The 19791-nt window shown below is 64.4% G+C and carries 17 protein-coding genes; 10 read left to right on the top strand and 7 right to left on the bottom strand.

Annotation, left to right across the window (positions count from 1 at the left end; translation table 11 throughout):
- Nucleotides 1-25 precede the first annotated feature (25 nt).
- Nucleotides 26-1318, bottom strand: coding sequence for a transcriptional regulator (locus ACFYOW_RS14480; RefSeq protein ID WP_387287955.1), 1293 nt, complete (start codon nucleotides 1316-1318; stop codon nucleotides 26-28).
- 190 nt (nucleotides 1319-1508) lie between these two features.
- On the opposite strand from ACFYOW_RS14480, the gene ACFYOW_RS14475 reads away from it, so the two are divergent.
- From ACFYOW_RS14475 to ACFYOW_RS14465, 3 genes are all read left to right on the top strand, one after another.
- Nucleotides 1509-2771, top strand: coding sequence for a cytochrome P450 (locus tag ACFYOW_RS14475; protein WP_387287954.1), 1263 nt, complete (start codon nucleotides 1509-1511; stop codon nucleotides 2769-2771).
- Between the two features lie 203 nt (nucleotides 2772-2974).
- On the top strand, nucleotides 2975-4246 hold the full coding sequence (locus ACFYOW_RS14470; protein ID WP_387287952.1) for an amidase: 1272 nt from the start codon (nucleotides 2975-2977) through the stop codon (nucleotides 4244-4246).
- A gap of 138 nt (nucleotides 4247-4384) precedes the next feature.
- Entirely contained in the window at nucleotides 4385-7855 is a 3471-nt protein-coding gene (locus tag ACFYOW_RS14465; protein WP_387287950.1) for a protein kinase, read from the top strand.
- A 5-nt stretch (nucleotides 7856-7860) separates the two neighbouring features.
- On the opposite strand, the gene ACFYOW_RS14460 is transcribed toward ACFYOW_RS14465, so the two are convergent.
- The 3 genes from ACFYOW_RS14460 to ACFYOW_RS14450 all read right to left on the bottom strand — a co-directional run bounded on the left by ACFYOW_RS14460 (nucleotide 7861) and on the right by ACFYOW_RS14450 (nucleotide 11093).
- Nucleotides 7861-9606 (bottom strand): putative bifunctional diguanylate cyclase/phosphodiesterase, encoded by a 1746-nt coding sequence (locus tag ACFYOW_RS14460; protein WP_387287948.1) that lies wholly within the window; start codon nucleotides 9604-9606, stop codon nucleotides 7861-7863.
- Nucleotides 9607-10049: 443 nt separating this feature from the next.
- Nucleotides 10050-10808, bottom strand: a complete 759-nt coding sequence (locus tag ACFYOW_RS14455; protein ID WP_387287946.1) for an alpha/beta hydrolase family protein — start codon at nucleotides 10806-10808, stop codon at nucleotides 10050-10052.
- Nucleotides 10809-10811: 3 nt separating this feature from the next.
- Nucleotides 10812-11093 (bottom strand): YggT family protein, encoded by a 282-nt coding sequence (locus ACFYOW_RS14450; RefSeq protein ID WP_327097804.1) that lies wholly within the window; start codon nucleotides 11091-11093, stop codon nucleotides 10812-10814.
- A gap of 110 nt (nucleotides 11094-11203) precedes the next feature.
- Here ACFYOW_RS14450 and ACFYOW_RS14445 point away from each other — a divergent pair, with 110 nt between their 5' ends.
- Nucleotides 11204-11995 (top strand): transporter substrate-binding domain-containing protein, encoded by a 792-nt coding sequence (locus tag ACFYOW_RS14445; RefSeq protein WP_387287944.1) that lies wholly within the window; start codon nucleotides 11204-11206, stop codon nucleotides 11993-11995.
- 6 nt (nucleotides 11996-12001) lie between these two features.
- Nucleotides 12002-12709, top strand: coding sequence for a 2'-5' RNA ligase family protein (locus ACFYOW_RS14440; protein WP_387287942.1), 708 nt, complete (start codon nucleotides 12002-12004; stop codon nucleotides 12707-12709).
- On the opposite strand, the gene ACFYOW_RS14435 is transcribed toward ACFYOW_RS14440, so the two are convergent.
- A complete protein-coding gene (locus ACFYOW_RS14435; protein ID WP_387287940.1) occupies nucleotides 12706-13947 on the bottom strand; it encodes a hypothetical protein in 1242 nt (413 codons plus the stop codon). The two genes, ACFYOW_RS14440 and ACFYOW_RS14435, sit on opposite strands and share 4 nt — an antisense overlap.
- A gap of 188 nt (nucleotides 13948-14135) precedes the next feature.
- Here ACFYOW_RS14435 and ACFYOW_RS14430 point away from each other — a divergent pair, with 188 nt between their 5' ends.
- Together ACFYOW_RS14430 and ACFYOW_RS14425 are read left to right on the top strand one after the other, a co-directional pair.
- Entirely contained in the window at nucleotides 14136-14339 is a 204-nt protein-coding gene (locus ACFYOW_RS14430; protein WP_387287938.1) for a hypothetical protein, read from the top strand.
- Between the two features lies 1 nt (nucleotide 14340).
- Nucleotides 14341-14640, top strand: coding sequence for a hypothetical protein (locus ACFYOW_RS14425; RefSeq protein ID WP_387287936.1), 300 nt, complete (start codon nucleotides 14341-14343; stop codon nucleotides 14638-14640).
- A 172-nt stretch (nucleotides 14641-14812) separates the two neighbouring features.
- Here ACFYOW_RS14425 and ACFYOW_RS14420 read toward each other — a convergent pair whose 3' ends face one another.
- Nucleotides 14813-15247: a heme-binding protein gene (locus ACFYOW_RS14420; RefSeq protein WP_387287934.1), complete on the bottom strand. Its 435-nt coding sequence runs from the start codon at nucleotides 15245-15247 to the stop codon at nucleotides 14813-14815.
- A gap of 185 nt (nucleotides 15248-15432) precedes the next feature.
- Here ACFYOW_RS14420 and ACFYOW_RS14415 point away from each other — a divergent pair, with 185 nt between their 5' ends.
- The 3 genes from ACFYOW_RS14415 to ACFYOW_RS14405 all read left to right on the top strand — a co-directional run bounded on the left by ACFYOW_RS14415 (nucleotide 15433) and on the right by ACFYOW_RS14405 (nucleotide 18845).
- The gene (locus ACFYOW_RS14415) at nucleotides 15433-17160 is read left to right on the top strand and encodes a DUF3556 domain-containing protein (protein WP_387287932.1); all 1728 of its coding nucleotides are present in this window, start codon (nucleotides 15433-15435) and stop codon (nucleotides 17158-17160) included.
- A gap of 318 nt (nucleotides 17161-17478) precedes the next feature.
- The gene (locus tag ACFYOW_RS14410) at nucleotides 17479-18270 is read left to right on the top strand and encodes an alpha/beta fold hydrolase (RefSeq protein ID WP_387287930.1); all 792 of its coding nucleotides are present in this window, start codon (nucleotides 17479-17481) and stop codon (nucleotides 18268-18270) included.
- Between the two features lie 146 nt (nucleotides 18271-18416).
- On the top strand, nucleotides 18417-18845 hold the full coding sequence (locus ACFYOW_RS14405; protein WP_387287929.1) for a DUF6636 domain-containing protein: 429 nt from the start codon (nucleotides 18417-18419) through the stop codon (nucleotides 18843-18845).
- Between the two features lie 43 nt (nucleotides 18846-18888).
- Here ACFYOW_RS14405 and ACFYOW_RS14400 read toward each other — a convergent pair whose 3' ends face one another.
- Entirely contained in the window at nucleotides 18889-19776 is an 888-nt protein-coding gene (locus ACFYOW_RS14400) for an oxidoreductase (protein ID WP_387287927.1), read from the bottom strand.
- Nucleotides 19777-19791 lie beyond the last annotated feature (15 nt).

Raw genomic sequence — 19791 nt, 5'->3', positions numbered from 1 at the left:
TTGCACGACAGTTGCAAGAGACTGGTCAGATGCCCAATTTGCGGTCGAGTAGTCGCAATTGTGTCTTCACCTGGGCATACAGCGAGGACTGACGGTCCAGCGAAGAGAGGTAGGCGGTCCACGCCGCAACGTCCTCGCGCCCGTCTGCCGAACCGGTCCAGCGGGCGAGCAGGCGGCGATCACCGGCCGTCAACAGGGCCGCGCGCAGGCGTCCGCGCAATTCGACGCGCAATTCAGCGATGCCCGGTGCGAGCGATCGGGGCAGGATCGGGCCGGGATAGGCGCGCAAGGCCGCCGACGTATCGCCGCGCGCGAGTGCACGGCGAACCTCGTCGACATCGGTATCCAGATCCATCAGCAGCCGATACGGCCGGGAGCCGAGACCATTGGCGCCCAACATCTTTCGCACCCGCGACATCTCTGCGCGTACCGTGACCGGATCCAGCTCGGATTCGTCGAGCAGCATGGCGAGATGGTCGGCGCTCAGCCCCTCCGGGTAATTGGCCAGCAGCAATAGGATTTCGGCGTGGCGCTGTGACAGACGGATACGCTCACCATCGCGGATCAGGGTCGGCCGGGCCGGGCCGAGCGTCTCGAGGCGTGCCGTCGTCGACGCGAGCGGTTTCGGTGCGTCCAACATGAGCAGCCGCAGTTCGGATTCCGCGGCCGATACCGTCGCGCGGATCAGCGACAATACCTCCGGCGCCGCGACGCGGGGTCCGCCGGTGATATCGATGGCGCCGATGATCCGGCCGCTGCGCGGATCATGCACAGGCGCAGCCGAACAACTCCATTCGTGCACCACGCGACTGAAGTGTTCGGCCCCGAAGATCTGCACATGGTGATCGAGGGCGAGTGCGGTGCCGGGTGCATTGGTGCCGACCCGTTCCTCACTCCAGTCCGCACCCTCGACGAAATTCATGGCCAGCGCCCGGTCCTTGACCTTCGAATCGCCCTCCACCCACAGCAATCGGCCCTCGGCATCGCTGATCGCGACCAGCAGTCCGGCCTCGGCGGCATCCTCGACCAGCAGTTTGCGCACCACCGGTCGGATCAGCGCGGTCGGATGCGTGGCCCGATACCGTTGCAGTTCAAGACCATCGAGGCCGACACCGGCGCCGAAGCGGTCCGGATCGACGCCGTTGCTGCGGCTGCGCCGCCAGGAATCCAGCACGACCGGGCGCACCGGATCGATCGGCAACTGCTCGTCGCCATCGATGAAGCAGCGGTGCGCACAGGACACCTGTCGCGCCAATTGCGCGAGGTCGTCCTCCGGTCGAACGGCCACCCAGGGGTTGCCGTGCGCTGCTGTGCTCAATCGCTGTCCTTCGTGTCGTCCCCACCTACTGTAATGCCGGTCACATGTCGTATGGCCAACGGTGGGGCGCTCGGTACGCGCGGTCCGGGCAGCCGACGTAGGCTGACTCCGCTCTGCGCAGGCGGCACGGATGCGCCTGCGGTCGCGCACCATGCTCATCGCTTCTGCACAACGACTGGAGTCACGTCTCTTGACCACGCCAGAGTCGGCAACCACCACCACCCGCCCGTTCCCGGTCGCGCACGGATCGCCGATCGATACCAACGGCCCCCGAATCTCGCTCTACTCAGCGGAATTCGCCGCGAACCCGCACGAGGCGTACCGCGAGATGCGGAAGAGATACGGTTCGCTGGTACCGGTGGAGTTGGCTCCCGGTGTACCCGCGACCCTAGTGATCGGCTACTACACCGCGCTGCAGATCCTCAATGATCCCGACCATTTTCCGCACGATTCACGAACTTGGCAGCAGGGTGTTCCCGAGGACTGCCCGGTGCGGCCGATGCTCGAATGGCGCCCGGCGGCAATTCGTTCCGCCGGCCTCGAGCACACCCGCTACCGGGAGGCGACCGTCGCCGGCCTCGGTGTGATCGACCTGTTCGCTCTACATACCACCGTCGAGCAGATCGCCATTCCGCTGATCAACACCTTCTGCCAGGAAGGCACGGCGGATCTGGTCGGGCAGTACGCATTGCCGTTGGCATTCACGGTGATCAACGCAATGCTCGGCTGCCCGCAGGAGATCAGCCAGCGTGCTGCGGCCGGTATGGCCGCATTGATGGAAGGCGGGGACGCCGCCGTCGAGGGCAACAAGATGGTCATGGACGCGATGTTCGAGCTGATCCAGCTCAAGCGCGACCAGCCAGGCGACGATATCGTCTCCGGATTGCTCGCCCACCCGGCGAAGCTCGATGATCCGGAGATGATCCACCAGGTGCTCAGCCTGTTCGGCGCGGGTATGGAACCGACTCAGAATTTGATCGTCAATACGCTGCGATTGATGCTGACCGACGACCGGTTCGGCGGCGGCATACTCGGCGGCACCATGTCCACGCGCGACGCGTTGGATGAGGTGCTGTTCACCGATCCGCCGCTATCGAACTACTGCATTACCTTCCCGAAGCAGCCGATCCTGATCGAGGGCTCGTGGCTGCCTGCGCACCAGCCGGTCGTCATCAGCATGACCGGCAGCAATAACGATCCCGCGATCACCACCGGCGCGTATACCGACAACAGCTCCCACCTGGCCTGGAGTGTCGGCCCGCACGCCTGCCCCGCCCGCTCGATCGCGACCCTGATCGCACAGGACGCGATCGATCAACTGCTGGACGCCTTACCGGAAATGACGCTGGCCATCCCCGTCGAAGAACTGGAATGGCGACCGGGGCCATTCCACCGTGCCGTGGTCGCCCTCCCCGTCACATTCCCCAAATCCCCTCCGCTGCAAGTCTTCTGACGCACTCTCGGGTGTCGTAGCTGCGGTGGAGCGGGAACCCGTCGATGGAGCCGCAACGGAATAGCATCCGTGCGCGGCGACGAGGAGGTCGATACTTCTGATTCGCCAGAGATCGGGCGCGTACAATTTCCCTAGCTGGACGAATGTCTATTAGGCAGGGTTCTGCGTGACCGGACCCGTGATTCGCAGCTGTGGGCGATGTTATGGCCGATCGAATACACGCATTCTCCGATGACGTCCTGGCCGACCACGATGCCGTCGCCTTGGCGGCCATGGTCCGGTCGGGGGCGGTGAGTCCGAAGGAATTGGCGCGGGCGGCGATCGACCGCGCGGCGCTGGTGGAGCCGCAGCTCAATGCCATCGCGTACTCGAGTGTCGAGCAGCCGCGATACGCGTCGGGGCGTGCCGGTGCCTGGTATGGCGTTCCGACCTTCGTCAAGGACAATGCCGATGTCGCGGGCATGCCGACCAACCAGGGCAGCGCCGCATTCGTGGCCCGTCCGTCCGCCCGCGACGACGCCTACACCGCGCAGTTCCTCAGCATCGGGGTGACGGTACTCGGCAAATCGCGGATGCCGGAGTTCGGTCTGAACCCGACGACCGAATTCCAAGCCGCCGAGCCGACCAGGAATCCGTGGAATCCGGAGTATTCGGTGGGGGGATCCTCCGGAGGTTCGGCCGCCATGGTCGCGGCCGGTGTCGTGCCGGTCGCCCATGGCAATGACGGCGGGGGATCGTTGCGGATCCCGGCCGCATGCGCGGGACTGGTCGCATTGAAGCCGAGTCGATATCGGCACCTGGACAACGTTCTCGACAAGCATCTGCCGATAAGGCTCATCTCCGAGGGCGTATTGACCAGGACGGTGCGCGATACCGCCGCGTATACCGCTGCCGCCGAACGTTATTGGCGAAATCCCGATCTCGTGCCGATCGGCGAAGTGCACGGCCCGGCCGACCGCCGCCTGCGTATCGGATTGCTGACCACCGCCGGAACCGGCGCCGAACCCGATGCCGAGACGCGCGGCGCGGTCGAATTCGCGGCCAAGCTGCTCGAACGCTTCGGGCATCAGGTCGAGCCGATGGCCGTCCCGTTCCCGCCGCACCTCGCCGACGACTTCCTGTTGTACTGGGCGTTCCTTGCCGATATGTCGGCCATCGGTGGCAAGGTCCTGCACGGCAGGTCATTCGATCGCCATGCACTCGACGATCTCACGCGCGGTCTGGGCCGCTATCCGGCGCTGTGCCGAAATCCCAAGGCAGACTCGCCCGCTCGCATCACTCGTCGAGAATGCCGATCCGAGTCGCGGATCTGCTGCGGTTCGTCTACCAGCGCCCGGCGCTCGGCACACTCGAAATCAGTGGCGACCATGCACTGCTCGACCGCTGGCGCGAGCGAACCGGCTTCTGGCTCACCGAGGACGGGGCGTGACACAGTTCGCCAACCGGTAGCCTTCCGGTGTGCGGGCCGCGAATAGTTTCGGTGGCCCGACATTCGGCGACCAGGATCGCCTGCCCCGCAGGCAATTGCGGCGGCATCCTACCGAGCGCGCGCGGAATCGTCGCGACGGGAATATGCTCGAAGTAGCTGGCTGGTAGTTGTAATCGGGGTCGTCGTGTCGCATATCGATCCGCTTTCCACGCAACGCGACCTCACCTCAGGGTTCGCGGCAGAGCTGGCCGCCGCCGGGTTCACCGATGCCGCCGAGATCGGACGTGGCGGATTCGGTGTTGTCTATCGGTGTGCCCAGCCCGCCCTCGAACGCATGGTGGCGATCAAGGTGCTCACCGCCGATCTGGAATCGGAGAATCTCGAACGTTTTGTCCGCGAACAGCTCGCCATGGGCAAGCTGTCGGGTCATCCCAATATCGTCAGCGTTTTCGAGGTCGGCTCCACCGCGACCGGACGGCCCTACATCGTGATGCCGTACCACCCGCATGGCTCACTGGACACCCGCATCCAGGAGCACGGTCCGATCGGCTGGCAGGACGCACTGCATATCGGGGTGAAAATCGCGGGCGCGCTGGAGACCGCGCACCGACGCGGCCTGCTGCACCGGGATGTGAAACCCGGCAATATCCTGCTCACCGAATACGGTGAACCGCAGCTGGCCGATTTCGGTATCGCCCGGCTGGTCGGCGGCTTCGAGACGACCGCGGGCACGATCACCGGTTCACCCGCCTTCACCGCACCCGAGGTACTGCAGGGCCATGTGCCGGATGTGACCTCCGATATCTACAGCCTGGCCTCGACCCTGTTCTGCGCCAGCACCGGTCACGCGGTCTTCGAGCGACGCAACGGCGAACAGTTGGTCGCCCAGTTCCTGCGCATCACCAAACAGCCGATACCGGATCTCGGTGAGGCGGGCCTGCCCCCGGACGTGACCGCCGCGATCGAAGGCGCGATGTCGCGCGAGCGCGCGGAACGGCCCTCCAGCGCAGCCGAATTCGGTGCACAATTGCGCGAGATCCAGGAGCGGCACGGCCTACCGCCCGACGATATGGCGGTCCCGCTGCCCGCCGCCGAACCCGTCGGACATCGGCCGTCACCGACACCGACCTCCGGCCGCCGCCGCACCTCGGCGACGTCATCGACCATCACCCCACCCGTACCCGCCACCCGCTTGCGGCCGCCGGTGGCCAACCGTCCGCTGGTCGATCGTCAGCGCCTGATCGCACTGCTGCGGGTCGGACGAAATCGCAGGCTTGCGGTCATCCACGGCCCTACCGGATTCGGCAAAACCACCCTCGCAGCTCAATGGTGTGAGGCGCTGACCGCTGAGGGCGTTGCGGTGGCCTGGCTGACCGTCGATCACGACGACAACAACGTCGTCTGGTTCCTCTCGCATCTGATCGAAGCCATTCGCGCCGCTCGGCCCTCGCTGGCGCGCGAACTCGGCGAACTGCTCGAGGAGCACGGCGACGAATCCGAACGCTTTGTGCTGACATCGCTTATCAACGATATCGACCGGCGCGGTGAGGAACTCGTGGTCGTCATCGACGACTGGCACTGGGCCACCGATCCCGCCACCACCCGCGCACTGCGCTTTCTGCTCGAAGGCTGCAGTCCCACATTGCATCTGGTGATCACCAGCCGCAGTCAGACCGGACTGCCGATGAGTTCCATGCGGGCCCGCGACGAACTGGTCGAAATCGGACCCACCGCATTGCGTTTCGACATCGCGGAGGCGTATGCCTTCTTGGTCGAGCTGGGCGGATTGGATCTGGATCGCGCCGATGTCGAGGATCTCACCGAATCCACCGAAGGCTGGGTCGCGGCACTGCAACTGGCGGCACTGTCATTGCGCGGCAGCGACGATCCCGGCGAGCTGATCAGCCATCTGACCGGTCGCCACCACGCAATCAGCGAGTTCCTGGTCGAGAACGTCCTGGACACCCTCGAACCAGGAACACTCGACTTCATGGTGGCGACATCGATCACGCCGCGGATCTGCGGTGAACTCGCCTCGGCGCTCACCGGCGTACCGGACGGGCAGGCGATGCTGGAGCAGATCGAACTGCAGGATCTGTTCCTGCGCAAGCTCGATGACGGCAATTGGTTCCGCTATCACCACCTGTTCCAGGATTTCCTACAGCAACGGCTGGAACGCGATCGGCCCGAACGGATCACCGAATTGCACCGGTTGGCTTCACGGTGGTTGGCCGAGCATCGGCATGTCAGCGAGGCGGTCGATCACGCCTTGCTGGCCGGGGATGAGCAGCGGGCCATCGAGATCGTCGAGCGAGACGGGATGTCGTTGCTGGAATACGGGCAGTTCGCCAGTCTCATCGGTCTGGTCAACAAGCTGCCCGCCACCATCATCGAAACGCATCCACGGCTGCAACTGGATCTGGCCTGGGCGAATATCCTGCTGCACCGGGCCGCACCGGCCGAACGCGCACTGCGCCTTGCGGAATCGACGCTGGACAACGGTGAACTCGACGAAGGCGGCGCCGCGTTACTGCGGGCCGAAGCAGGTGTGGTGCATGCGGTGGTCGCGGTGCGCGCGGATGTGCTGGCCGGAGTCGACGACATGCTTGCGCCCTGCTTTTTCCGGGCCGAGGAACTGTCACCGTATGTGGTCGCGATCGGCGCGAATGTTGCGACCTTCACCGCGGGTTATCGCTACGACTTCGACGAGGCGCTGCGCATCCAGGAGTGGTCGGCACCGTATATGCGCCAGAACAAGGGCTTCTACAACAACATTCACGGCCTGTGCTTTCTCGGGCTGGCCGCGAGCCTGCAACTCGATATCGCCAGTGCCGAGCAGTATTTCCGCAAGGCGATGAAGGTGGCCAAGCAATCCGGTGGCAGCCATTCCTACGGCGCGCGGTTGGCCGGATCCCTGCTGGGCGAATTGCTTTATGAGCGTGGGGAAGTCGCGGATGCGGAGCGACTGCTCGACGAGGGCTACAAGCTCGGTCCCGAGGCAGGTGTCGTCGATTTCAAATTGGCGCGCTATGTCGTCGGAGCCCGTATCAAAGCACTGCGCGGCGATCGCGCGGCCGCTATTCGCCGATTGAACGAGGGTGCGCGCGTCGCGCGTTCGATGTCATTGCCGCGGCTGGGCGCCGAGGTCGAGAACGAGCGGCTGCGACTGGGATTGCCGCCGCATCCTGAATTCGGTCCGCTGCCCGTTGTCGAATACGGAAACCGTCGCGAGCCGATCGATGCGATCGATGAATTCACCGTTCTGTACGAGGAATTCACCGCGATCCGGCTGCTGCTCGCTGCGGAAGTACCGGAGAAGACCGAACTCGCCTGCGCATGGGCCCAGGAATGGGTTGATCTGCTCGAATCCGTCAAGCGGCCGAGGGAATTGCTGAAAGCACGCCGAATGTTGATCGCCTGCCTCGCGGCCGCAGGCCGCACCGATGCGGCAAAGACCTTGCTGGCCACGGTAACCGCCCAGTGCGCCGAACTCGGATCGGTCCGCTATTTGCTGGACGGGGGACCACACGTCGTCGCCACACTCGCGGCCGTGCACGAAGATCAGCTCGCCGGACGCTGGCATCCCGAATGGCCCGACGTGCCAACGGAATTCCTGCTCGCACTCGTCAATGCTCATGCGACACAACGAATCTGATGAAATCACATGGTCAGCATTTCGGTAATCTGTTCGACGGGCATGGGGCGGTGGAAAAGCCATCCCTGCGCGCTGTCGCAGCCGAGCGATTCCAGCCGGTCGGCCTGATATTGCGTTTCGACGCATTCGGCGGTGAGGGTGAAGCCGAGGGCATGGGTGAGTTCGATAATGGATTCGAGCACCAGCAGATCGGTGGCACCGGGGGATTCCGGGGTGCGGATGCAGCGGATGAACGGTCCCGCGAGTTTGACGACATCGAGCGGAAGTTGGCCCAAGTAGGCGAGATTGGAGTAGCCGGTGCCGAAATCGTCGATGGCGATGTGAACCCCGGCCTCGGACAACGTGCGCAATGCCTGGAGCGGGCGACCGGTGGTGTGCATGAACACCCGCTCGGTCAGTTCGAGCTGTAGCCGGTCCGGTGGGATGCCGGTTTCGGCGATGACGTCCTGAACCCGATCCAGCCAGGTCGGGTCGGCGACCTCGGCGGCGGAAACGTTGACGCTCACGATCGGCGTCCGGCCCGGAAACCGGTCGTGCCAGTCCCGGCTGTCGCGACACGCCCGTTCGAGCACCTGCGCGCCCAATGCGCCGATATGGCCGTTGTCCTCGGCGAGATCCACGAATTGCGCCGGGGCGAGCACGCCGAGGTGCGGATGCCGCCAGCGCACGAGGGCCTCCACCGCGACGATCCGCTGGTCGGCGAGCGCGACAATGGGCTGGTAGTCCAGGAACAGTTCGTCGCGGAGCAGGGCCGCGGGCATTGCCGCCGAGAGTTCGGCGCGGGTGTGTTCGCGGCGGCCGCGATCGGCATCGAAGACCGCGTAGCGGCCGCGACCCGCGGCCTTGGCCCAGTACATGGTGGTGTCGGCGGCCTGAAGCAGTTCATCGGCGGTGGTGTGTTCGGTGCGTCCCTCCATGACGCCGATGCTGGCGGTGACGGTGAGGTGGTGGCCGTCGATGTCGAAGGGTTTGGTGAATGCGTCGAGCAGTTGCTTCGCGACCACGGCCACGGTTTCCCGGGATTGCGGGACCAGGATGACGAATTCGTCGCCGCCCATGCGGGCCACCAATTGGCCGGGTCGGGCACAGGTGCGCAGGCGGGTGGCGGCCTGGATGAGCAGTTGGTCGCCGAATGTGTGCCCGAAGGTGTCGTTGACGAGTTTGAAATGGTCGAGATCGATATAGCAGAGGCCGAAGTCGGCGCTCGGATCGGCGAAGGCGGCGGCGAGCGTGTCGATGAATTTCGTCCGATTCGGCAGGCCGGTCAGATGATCGTGGTGGGCGCGGTATCGCAGCCGCGCCTCACTCGTGCGCAACTGTTCGGCGACGGCGCGGCGGGCGGCGATTTCCGCGGCGCGGACACTCTCCTGCTCGGCCAGCAGCCACGCCCGGAATGCGCGGATATACCCGTTTGTGAAGGCAGCCAGCAATTCGGGCAGTCGATCCGTCGCGATGGTGCCCGCTTCGGTGAAATGCGCGCTGAGCGCCGCGATGCTGCACCCGAGCACCTCGTCGCCGACGAAATGCGACCGCGCCAACTCCGCACCCAACTCGGCCACCCGATCGGCGGATTCGGTTGTCTGCGTTGCTGTTTCGAACTCCATAGCCAGCCGCGTCAGCAGCATGCGTGCCTCACCCGCACTCATCGGTACCACATGATCACGCGCCCCACCTGTCAGCGCGGCAGTCCAGCGTCCGGTCAGTTCGCCGCGCGAGCCGTCTCCTGAACCGGGCCCGGCTTCCCAACCCATGAGACCTGATCCTACAGCGCTCTCCGGACCGATGATGTTGGGAGACACCGCCGTTCCGGGGCGTCTTCGACTCACACTTGTACGGCGTGACCGCTGGTTTCGGTGTTACTCATGCGACGCGGAACATGCGCGATCGGGCAGTGAATTCAGCTGCTGTGCTACGCCGGGCGCGATAACCGTCAACCGCGTCGATTTCGACCGCAAGCCGCTGCTCGACGAGTTCTGACCCAGGGTCGCGCCGGCAGATCCAGTACCTTCGGCGGCGCGCGTGGTGGGGACGTCCGGTAGACGATGGCGGCGATTTCGCCGGTGTGGGGGGCGATCGAGAATATGGGCGGTACCGCGCCCGAGGAATCCGGTGCTTACGGTGTGGCCCGCAGGATCTGACCTCTACCGCGCGACGCGTCCGCGCACTACCCAGGCACGCTTATCGGCGCACCGGGTCAGGGGAGGCACCGATGCAGAGCCTGCACGACGAAAGGCCATGCGGTGGAATCGGGATCGATGAGTTCGAAATGTCCGATGCCGGGCAGTTCGACGAGTTCGGCGCCGGATTTCGCGCAGTACTCGCGCGCCATTTCGATCGGCAGGCGTTCGTCCCGATCGCCGTGTACGACAACGATGGGGATGTCGGCGGTGCCGAGTGCCGATGGGTCGATGGCGGCGTAGCGCTCGGGAAATTCTTGGGGTCCGCCGCCGAGCAATTCGGCGACCGCGCCCTGACCATTGCCGCGGTGATAGGCATCGACCAGATTCGCTGCGGGTGCCAAGGCCACGACACCGGCCACTCGCGGCGCAACCGCAGTGCGCCAAGCACTTTCGTTCGGCAGCCGATGCCGTAGTGCCGCCCACAACGCCAGATGCCCGCCTGCGGAATGTCCGATGTAGAGGACGCGCTTGTGGTCGATGCGGCCCGGCCGTGCATCTTCGATCAATCCGGGCAGAACATCGAGTGCCCGCGCGACATCGTCGAAGGTTGTCGGCCAACCGCCGCCGTCACCGACCCGGCGATACTCGAGGTTCGCAACCGCATAACCCAAGGCGGCCAGCGCCTGCGCCTCCGGCCGGGCATGCTCGCGGTCGAACCGCGCGCGCCAGAATCCGCCGTGCAGCACCACGATGAGCGGTGCCGGACCGTCCGTGGTGGGCAGGTGTAGGTCGGCCACTTGGTCGCGGTGCGGGCCGTAGGCGATGGGTTCCATCGCCTACAGGCTGAAGAAGATCTGACGCAGGACCAATGCGACGATGAAGACCACGGTGAACGCCAGATCGATGGAGAGTCCGCCCAGCCGTACCGGCTGCAGGTACCGGCGCACCGGGGCGATCACCGGTTCGGTCGCGGAATGGCTCAGGTCGCGAGCGCGGTTCACCCACTGGGGGTGCCTGCCGTCGGCGAGCACGCCTACCCAATCGAGTACCAGCCGGGCGAGTAGCAGCAGGATGAATACCGTCAGGGCTAACCCGAGCAAGGTGCCGATAAGGGTCATGTCGCACTCCTTCGTGGGTGGCCAATATCAGTATCAACGGTCGGCACCGGCTGGGAAGTGTCCCGTTCGTCGGGTTCTCAGCCGACTATCAGGTCGGTTAGCCTGTCCCGATGCGCCGACCGCTCCGATATCTGCCGCTGGCCGTCCTGTCGACCATGACCTGGCTGCTCGCCACCGGGCCGGTCGCGACCGCCCAGGAGGCATCGCACTTGATCACCGTGCAGCAGTCGGGTGTGCTGCGCGTCTGCACCACCGGCGACTACCCGCCTTACACCCTGCGCGAAGACGACGGCACCTACCGCGGCGTCGACATCACTCTCGCTACCGACCTCGCCGCCACTTTGCATGTTGTCCCGCAATGGATTCCGACCACCTGGTCCACCCTGACCGACGACTTCCTTGCACGCTGCGATATCGCCGTCGGCGGCATCTCCGACACCCCCGCCCGCCGCGTCGTCGCTGATTTCTCCATCCCCACCTCCATCGACGGCAAGACCCCCGTCGTCCGCCGTACCGACGCCGCCGACTACGCCACCGTCGACCAGATCAACCGCCCCGAGGTCCGCGTAATCGTCAACCGCGGCGGCACCAACGAAGCCTTCGCCCGCACCAATTTCCCCGAAGCCCAACTCACCATCTGGCCCGATAACCTCACCATCTACGACCAGCTCGAACAACACAACGCCGACGTCTTCGTCACCGACTCGGTCGAGGGCCGCTACCGCCAGCGCACCCACCCCACCCTCCAGGTCCTACACCCCGACACCCCCTTCGACTCCGCCCCCAAGGCCTACCTCCTGCCCAAGGGCGACACCCTCTTCAACACCGTCGTCAACACCTGGCTCGAATCCGAAATCCGCACCGGCAGAAGCAATCAGCTGCTTGCCGATTGGATCGGCTGAGAGGCCGTGACCGGCACATCGAAACTCCCGTTTCCCCCGTTGCGTCCGACGTCGACGTCAGAGCCCGGCGTCATCCGAAGCAACGACTGGTCGGCGTTCCGTCAGCTGGCCGAACTCCATGACCACTGGACGTTGAAAGGGTGGGTACCTGGCCGATCCGGCTTCTACTGGTACCTGACGTTCAGTGATCCGACACTGGCCGATCTGGCCTCGAAGTGCCAGGTTCAACTCGGAACCGACACCCTCGACCACGTGCCCCTGGACAGCTTGCACGTCACCGTGCTGAGCATCGGCAACACCGATCAGGTATCCGATACCGAGCTCACGCGATTGACCGAACTCGCTCGTCAGCGGCTTGCTGGGGTCAACTCATTCGACCTGAGCGTGGGGCCTCTCGCCGGATCTCGCAGTGCCATCAGGTTTTCGGTTGCACCATGGGATCCTTTGCTCGAGCTCCACCGGTCACTCAGGGAATGCACCGCCGCGGTTCGTCCGAGCAGTCAATTGACTGAAACATCAGAATTCCGACCACATCTCGGAATCGCCTACATCAACGAACAACAGGCGGCCAACGGTCTCGTCGACGCCGTCGAACAGTTGCGGGACCTCGCACCGGTGAAGGTTCGGGTCGATGATGTGCACCTTGTGGAACTGCGACGTGATGGCAGACAGTACGTCTGGCGCGACCACGCGATCATCCCGTTCGCCCGCTAGCTACCCTCCGGCGCGGCGAAGTATCGCGCAGACGAAGACCAAGCGTGCAGAGCTTCCAAGTAGTCCCTCGACGCCGAAGTCGATAGCGCCCCGATTACGTCGCCCAATTCGTGAGCACGCTGCCATACCGACCGAATCGGCCGGTCGTTCGATGCAGCCAGCGCCTCCATCCCCAGCTGCGCAGCCTGCTCGACATCTACAGACTGTCGCTGAATGAGCGCGGTCGCAAGATCCAGACGGACCAGTGACCGACTCCAGACCGAGTCGGATTCGTCGACGCGATCTTCGACATATTGACCGAACTGCAACGCCTGCTCGTAGTCACCAGCCGACAGATAGGCAGTCGCCGCGTTGGCCATGAGTCGAGCCTCGCCGTATGGGGCAAACGTCAGGGCTGGTGTCAGCCCCAGCCCGGTTTTGTGCCGGGTCGCTATGTCGGTCGCGCGGTCGATCGCCTCCGCGACTCCAGTCGCGTCACCCAGCTTGCCGAGCGCACGGGCAAGACCATTCGAGTACAGACGAATTGATTGAGGACTCTGGCCCGACAGTCGGATCCCTTCGCGTGCAAGCACAACCGAGTCCATGAAGCGTCCTTGGTAATAGGCGCAGAAGCTCTCGGTGCCGAGCACCCAAGCTTGCAGATCGCGGTCCTCCGTACGTGTCGCGATGGCAGATGCCTCTCGGCAATACATCTTGGCGCGGCCGAACATCCCTCGGTTGACCGCCATATACCCGAGGATGCCGGACAACCGTCCCGCAAGCCGGTAGAGGTGCGCGATCTGCGCCGGGTGGCGCCGCTGCTGCAGCAACTCGTCAACTCGTCGGCGCGCCGCGACCGCCTCCGGCGCGAGAACACGCGGGCCTTCGAACTCGTAACGGTCGACCAGATCATCGACGGTGAGCGCCAAAACCGCAGCTATGTCGTCATCGGCGTGGAGGTCTCCGAGTCGCTGTATTCGTGCGGCAATCTCGAGGCCGGTGTCGAAGCCGTCGGCGTCGACTGATTGAAGCGGGGTTGGGGGAGCCGTCGGCTTGCCGGGGAAATCCGGCATGCTCGCCTCGAACCGCTCACGCTGGTGTCCATCTAGGCGCCCCAGGAGCGTATCCATCGCTGCCGCATACTCTCCGGCCAGAGTTATGGTCGCACCCCTGCTTTCCCATTTTCGTATGACCGCTTCGGTGCACCCGATTTTCTCGGCGAACTCCTTTTGCGTCATACGCAGGGCCGCCAGCCGCATGGCTTTAACCTCGACCCCTGTCCATCTGGTCACGATCATCGCGATTCGCCCACCCGTAATCGTCGGTCCGTACTCGCAGCGTAGAGGTTCCGTAGCGGTCGTGTGGCTTCAATCTCCCGGGAGCCGGAGCGATGGTTTGTATGCATCCCGACACCGGGTGTTGCGGCCACACCACGACGGGCGGAACCATGACCAATTCGAAACTGCCGCAACGCTATCCGTTCGTCGGACCGCTGGCAAGCTACACCGGCGTCCCGGCCGATGTGATCGGACGGTTCGCATGTGCGGTCCGCGAATGGGCGGACCAGCCCTTCAGTCGTCCCGGTGCCGGGGTGTGGCGTCCCCCGGCATCGGGCGCACCAACTACGAGGGAGAATGATGCGTCGAGATAGGTTGCGTACCACGCGAACCCAGGACGGCCGCAAGACCGCAGTGTGGCAATTGGTGGAACGCGCTCCGCGCATCCTGCGCGCGCAATTCACCTTTGAATCGTTCACTGCGTATCGCCTGCCCGCACAGACGCCACTTCCGGAAGCGCAAGCCGGAACGATCGTGTTCGATCCGTATCCCGATCTGGTTACCGCTCGCGAGTTACTTCCCAAGCATGCCGACCTGTGGGACGCGCTTCGCGATGACTACTGGGCAGCACTGACCAACACGGAGGACCTGCCGAGGAGCGACAAGACTTCGTGAGCGCTTGCCCACGCCCGAATGTTGTCCGGCAATCCAGGCCAACCGCATCCGACGACACGCGGACGTAAGTGTGCAGCAGGGGGATCTATTGCCCTGCAACGTAATTCAGGAAGAACTAATTGGACATCCGTTTGTCTCGGCTGACACCCGAGTGTGAGCCGCGGGCGCCCACCTATTCAGCGGAACGGTTATCCTGCCACCGCTGCACCGCTGTTTGCACAGCTGCTTCGTCTTCGAGAGCGTGGGCTCCGGATGCGCCTGCGGCGCCGAGGATCAAGTCACCGTCGGTGATCAGAACACCGCCTGCCCATGGGACGAAGTCGCCGCCGTAGAGGTGCTGGATGCTGTCTACGATCCCGCCGGGCAGTTCGATCTGGCCGGAGGGGCGCAGTGCAAGCAGCGCGGTGCGCGCCTTGGCCACCGCGATTCGGCTGGTCATGGGCATACCGCCGTCGCCTCGCCGCAGCGCGATCACCTCACCCGCAAGGTCGACAACTGCCACCGCCAGCGGCGGGAACCCTCGCTCCGCACCGACCGCAAGCGCGGTTTGCACCAACCAATCCGCATCGGCCGACTTCAGCCCGGGAAAGCGCGGAGTACCAGACACGACACAAAACTAACGACGATAGCCTCGGCCGTCAAAGCAGCTACCCCGCCAACCCTCCACGCCCATCATCTCGTTCGTCGGGACCCGTTATTGACAGCAAATGGTCGAGCTGTCAACGTATCGGAGCACATCGGGGTCCGTGACTCGGCTTGGTGCTCCGGTGTCGGCGAATCGGAGAGTGCTTGATGGGGTTTCTCGAACCCGACCTGCCTGTGGTCGATATGGCGGAGTGGAGCAAGGGCACCCGCAGTGAGCGGATCCGGCCGATGGCGCGGCACTGGGCCGAGGTGGGATTCGGGACGCCGGTCGCGCTGCATTTGTTCTATGTCGGCAAGGTCTGTCTTTATATTCTCGGTGGCTGGCTGATCGCGTTGGCCACCAAGGGGATCGATGGATTCGCGAATGCCGATGCGTGGTGGTCGGAGCCGATCGTCTTCGAAAAGGTTGTGCTGTACACGCTGCTGTTCGAGGTGGTCGGGCTCGGGTGCGGGTTCGGTCCGTTGAACAACAGGTTCTTTCCGCCGATGGGGTCGATTCTGTATTGGTTGCGGCCCAAGACCATTCGGCTGCCGCCATGGCCGGGCGTTGTACCGCTGACCAAGGGGAACAGCCGTTCGCTGGTGGATATCGGGCTGTACGCAGCGCTATTGGTCATGACCGTTGTCGCCTTGCTGTCCGATGGAACCGGAGCGGTGCCGGAGTTGGATACGACGGTCGGACTGCTTCCCGTGTGGCAGATCGCTGTGATCCTCGGCCTGCTTGCGTTGATCGGGTTGCGCGACAAGGTGATATTCCTGGCGGCGCGCGGCGAGGTCTATGCGACGCTCGCCGTCACCTTCCTTTTCGCCGCCGATATGATCGTCGCCGCGAAGCTGGTCTTTGTCGTGATCTGGATGGGTGCGGCGACATCGAAGCTGAACAAACACTTTCCGTTCGTGGTTTCCACGATGATGTCCAACAGTCCCGTGTTCCGGCGAAAGTCGCTGAAGCGCAAGTTCTTCGAGGACTTTCCCGGCGACCTGCGGCCGGGTCGCTTGTCCCGCATCTTCGCTCACGGCGGTACAGCCGTCGAGATGTGCATTCCGCTGGTGCTGTTCTTCTCCCACGGTGGCTGGCTGACGGCGGTCGCCGCATTCGTGATGGTGTGTTTCCATCTGGCGATCCTGACCGCCATCCCGATGGGTGTCCCGCTGGAATGGAACGTCTTCATGATCTTCGGTGTGCTCGCATTATTCGTCGCGCACGCCGATCTCGGGCTCGCCGATCTGCACCACCCGGCGCCGGTGGTGCTGCTGTTCCTGGTCATCGCGGGCATCGTGATCGCCGGAAACCTTTTCCCGCATCAGATTTCGTTCCTACCGGGCATGCGCTACTACGCCGGTAACTGGGACACCACAATGTGGTGCATCAAACCCTCCGCCGCCGAAAAGATCGGGCGCGGCATCGTCGCGATCGCCAGCATGCCACAGGCCCAGCTGGAACGGTTCTACGGCAAAGACCGCGCCCAGATCCCGATGTACATGGGATATGCCTTCCGCGCCATGAACACCCACGGCCGCGCCCTGTTCACCCTCGTGCATCGAGCCATGCCATCCGGCCACGAGGACGAATACACCCTCACCGACGGCGAACGCATCTGCAGCACCGCCCTCGGCTGGAATTTCGGCGACGGCCACATGCATAACGAACAACTCATCACCGCCATGCAAGAGCGCTGCCATTTCGAACCCGGTGAAGTCCGCGTAGTCATCCTGGACGCCCAGCCCATCCACAAACAAACCCAGTCCTATCGCCTGGTCGACGCCGCCACCGGCGAATTCGAGCGCGGCACAGTAAATGTCGCCGACATGGTGACCCGTCAACCCTGGGCCGACGACGTCCCCGTCCACGTCACCCACACCAACCGCGAATGATCGGATGGTCGCAGCGCCTGCGGACCGTCACTCGAGCTCATTGAACGAGCGCACTCCCGTTACCCAGTTCGACACGAGTGGCGGCGATGAACTCGTCCTGCGCAGTCCCAGCATGCCCACACGTCCCTCCCACAAACTTGAAACACGGAGTGCCCCAAGGGAAGGAACAAACGCTCGTCGCAACCCTCCCAGGAGCTATCGTATGTAATCCGCGATTCCGCACGGCCGTTCGGCGCGCGCAGGCCCGTTGATGTAGACCTGTACCGAGGCGACATCGACTAGGAGACAGGCCATGAACGTCAATGCGGGACGCGCCCGATGAGCGGTGAGCCGCTTGTGTTGTTGCACGGTGTGACGATGTCGGCGCGGGTGTGGGACCCGTTGATTCCGCAGCTGTCTGCCCGGTACCAGGTACTCGCGCCGACCGCGCTGGGGCATCGGGGTGGAGCGGCGGTGTCGCGGCGGCCCGCGCGGATTGCCGACTTTGTCGACGAGGTCGAACGGCTGCTCGACGAAAAAGGTTGGGCGAGGGCACATCTGGTCGGAAACTCGCTCGGCGGGTGGACTGCCATCGAGTTGGCGCGCCGGGGTCGTGCACGCACGGTCTGTGCGCTTTCACCGGCCGGATTCTGGGATGCGGGCGGCACCGGGCACGCGGACTCCTCCGCGACCATCGCGCGCAACGTTACCTTCGCGCGGCTGACCCGGCCGCTCGCACCGCTGACGCTGCGGTCATCGCTGGTGCGGCGCTTAGCCTTGCGGGTCATCGCCGAACACGGCGATCGCCTCGAATCATCGGCGGCCGCGGGCATCGTCGCCGATCTGCTCGGCTGTACGGTCACCGATGATCTACTGAACACCCGAGATGCGATCGCGGATTTCGAGCGATTGCCTTGTCCGATCACTGTGGCCTGGTCGCAGGCCGACCACATCTTTCCGGTGGCGATCAATGGCGCGATCGCCCGGCAGCGCCTGCCGGGTGTCACCTTCGAGGTGCTCCCGGGCGTCGGGCACGTTCCGATGATCGACGACCCCGAGCTGGTCTTGCGCACGATCCTGACCTGCACCGGCGCGACCCCTGGTCAGACCGGGGGTTCCGGCACCAGCTGAGCTGGGCTAGTTGTCCGCTGCCAGCGGAACTGGTGGCATGTGGCACCGATACGCTTCTCGGCCGATCCGCGAACTTCTCTGTGTGATCCGGTGTCGATCGGCGGGCGTGGCCTGCCGCAACGGATCCTGAATTGGGGGTAGTTCGGATGATGAATCGGGTGGGTATTGCGGCATTGGCGGCGGTGTCCGGGTCGATGTTGGCCTTCGGGGTGGCGGGGGCGCAGCAGCCCGATCTGTCGAACGGGTTTCGGTCGCCGTCCGGAAACATGACCTGTGTGGTTGCCGATAAGGGTGCGGTCTGCGAGATCGGCGACCATTCGTATGCGACGCCGGTCGAGCCGAGCAACTGCTATCAGGCGTACGGCGACCGCATCGTGCTGTTCCAGGGGGATCCGGCGCGGTTCACCTGCCACGGTGACACGATTCGGGACAGCAGTCTGCCGATCCTCGACTACGGTCAGTCTTTCCGGTCCGGCGAAGTGATCTGCGAGAGCCGGACGTCCGAAATGAAGTGCGCGAATACCCGCACCGGCCATTGGTTCTCGCTCGCGCGCGAGGACTATCAGCTGGGCTGATCGGGTGGTGACGGGACTGGATCGCGGCACCCGGTCCCGTTCCTTATCCGAAGCTGACACCGGTCAATTCCTCGGACACTTCCCACAGCCGCCGCTGCCGCCGGACATCGCGCGACCGTGCGCTGGATTCGACCCGCACGGGATAGCCCTGAATCTCGAATAGCCCTGAGGGGCCGTAATATTCGCCGCCTTTGACATCCGGGTCGGTGGCGGCGCGGAGGGTAGGCAGCGCACCCATGGCGGGAGTTCGGCCAAGCAGGCGGGCGATGGCGAGATTCGGCAACCGGAAGCCCGCGGGGGAGTAGCGGAAGATCTCGGTGTTCGAGCCACCGGGATGCGCGGCCACGGCTATCGCATGCGTATCGGTGAGGCGGCGGTCGAGTTCATAGGTGAACAGCAGATTGGCGAGTTTTGATTTGGCATAGGCATTTCCGGTCGGCGCGGCCGGGTCGTCGGCGTCGATGCGGCCGAACCGATGACCGATGCTGCTGACCGTGACGATACGTCCGGCCGGTGCCGCTGCGATCCGGTCGAGCAGCAGTCCGGTCAACGCGAAGTGGCCGAGATGATTTATGCCCCATTGGATTTCGAAGCCATCCGCCGTGGTGCCGGTCAAGCCGGTCACTCCGGCATTATTGATCAAGAGGTCGATGCGGTCGTAGCGATCGCGGATCGCCGCGCCCGCGTCACGGACCGACTTCAACGCACCCAAGTCGAGTTCGGTGACGTCGATAGTGGCCTCGGGTACCAATGTGCGGATCCGATCTGCCGCGTCGTTGGCCTTGTCGGTGTTGCGGCAGGCCAGGACGACGACGGCACCGTGTTCGGCCAGCATCCGGGCCGTCTCGTAGCCGAGTCCGGTGTTGGCCCCGGTGACCACGGCGATGCGTCCGCTCTGGTCGGGAATTTCGGCGTCGGTCCATCTGCTCATCAGCGTTCCTCCTAA

The organism is Nocardia sp. NPDC006982 (assembly GCF_042869435.1).
Taxonomy (GTDB): Bacteria; Actinomycetota; Actinomycetes; order Mycobacteriales; family Mycobacteriaceae; genus Nocardia.
Note: the sequence above shows the minus strand (reverse complement) of the source record. Positions and strands in the feature narration are given on the sequence as shown.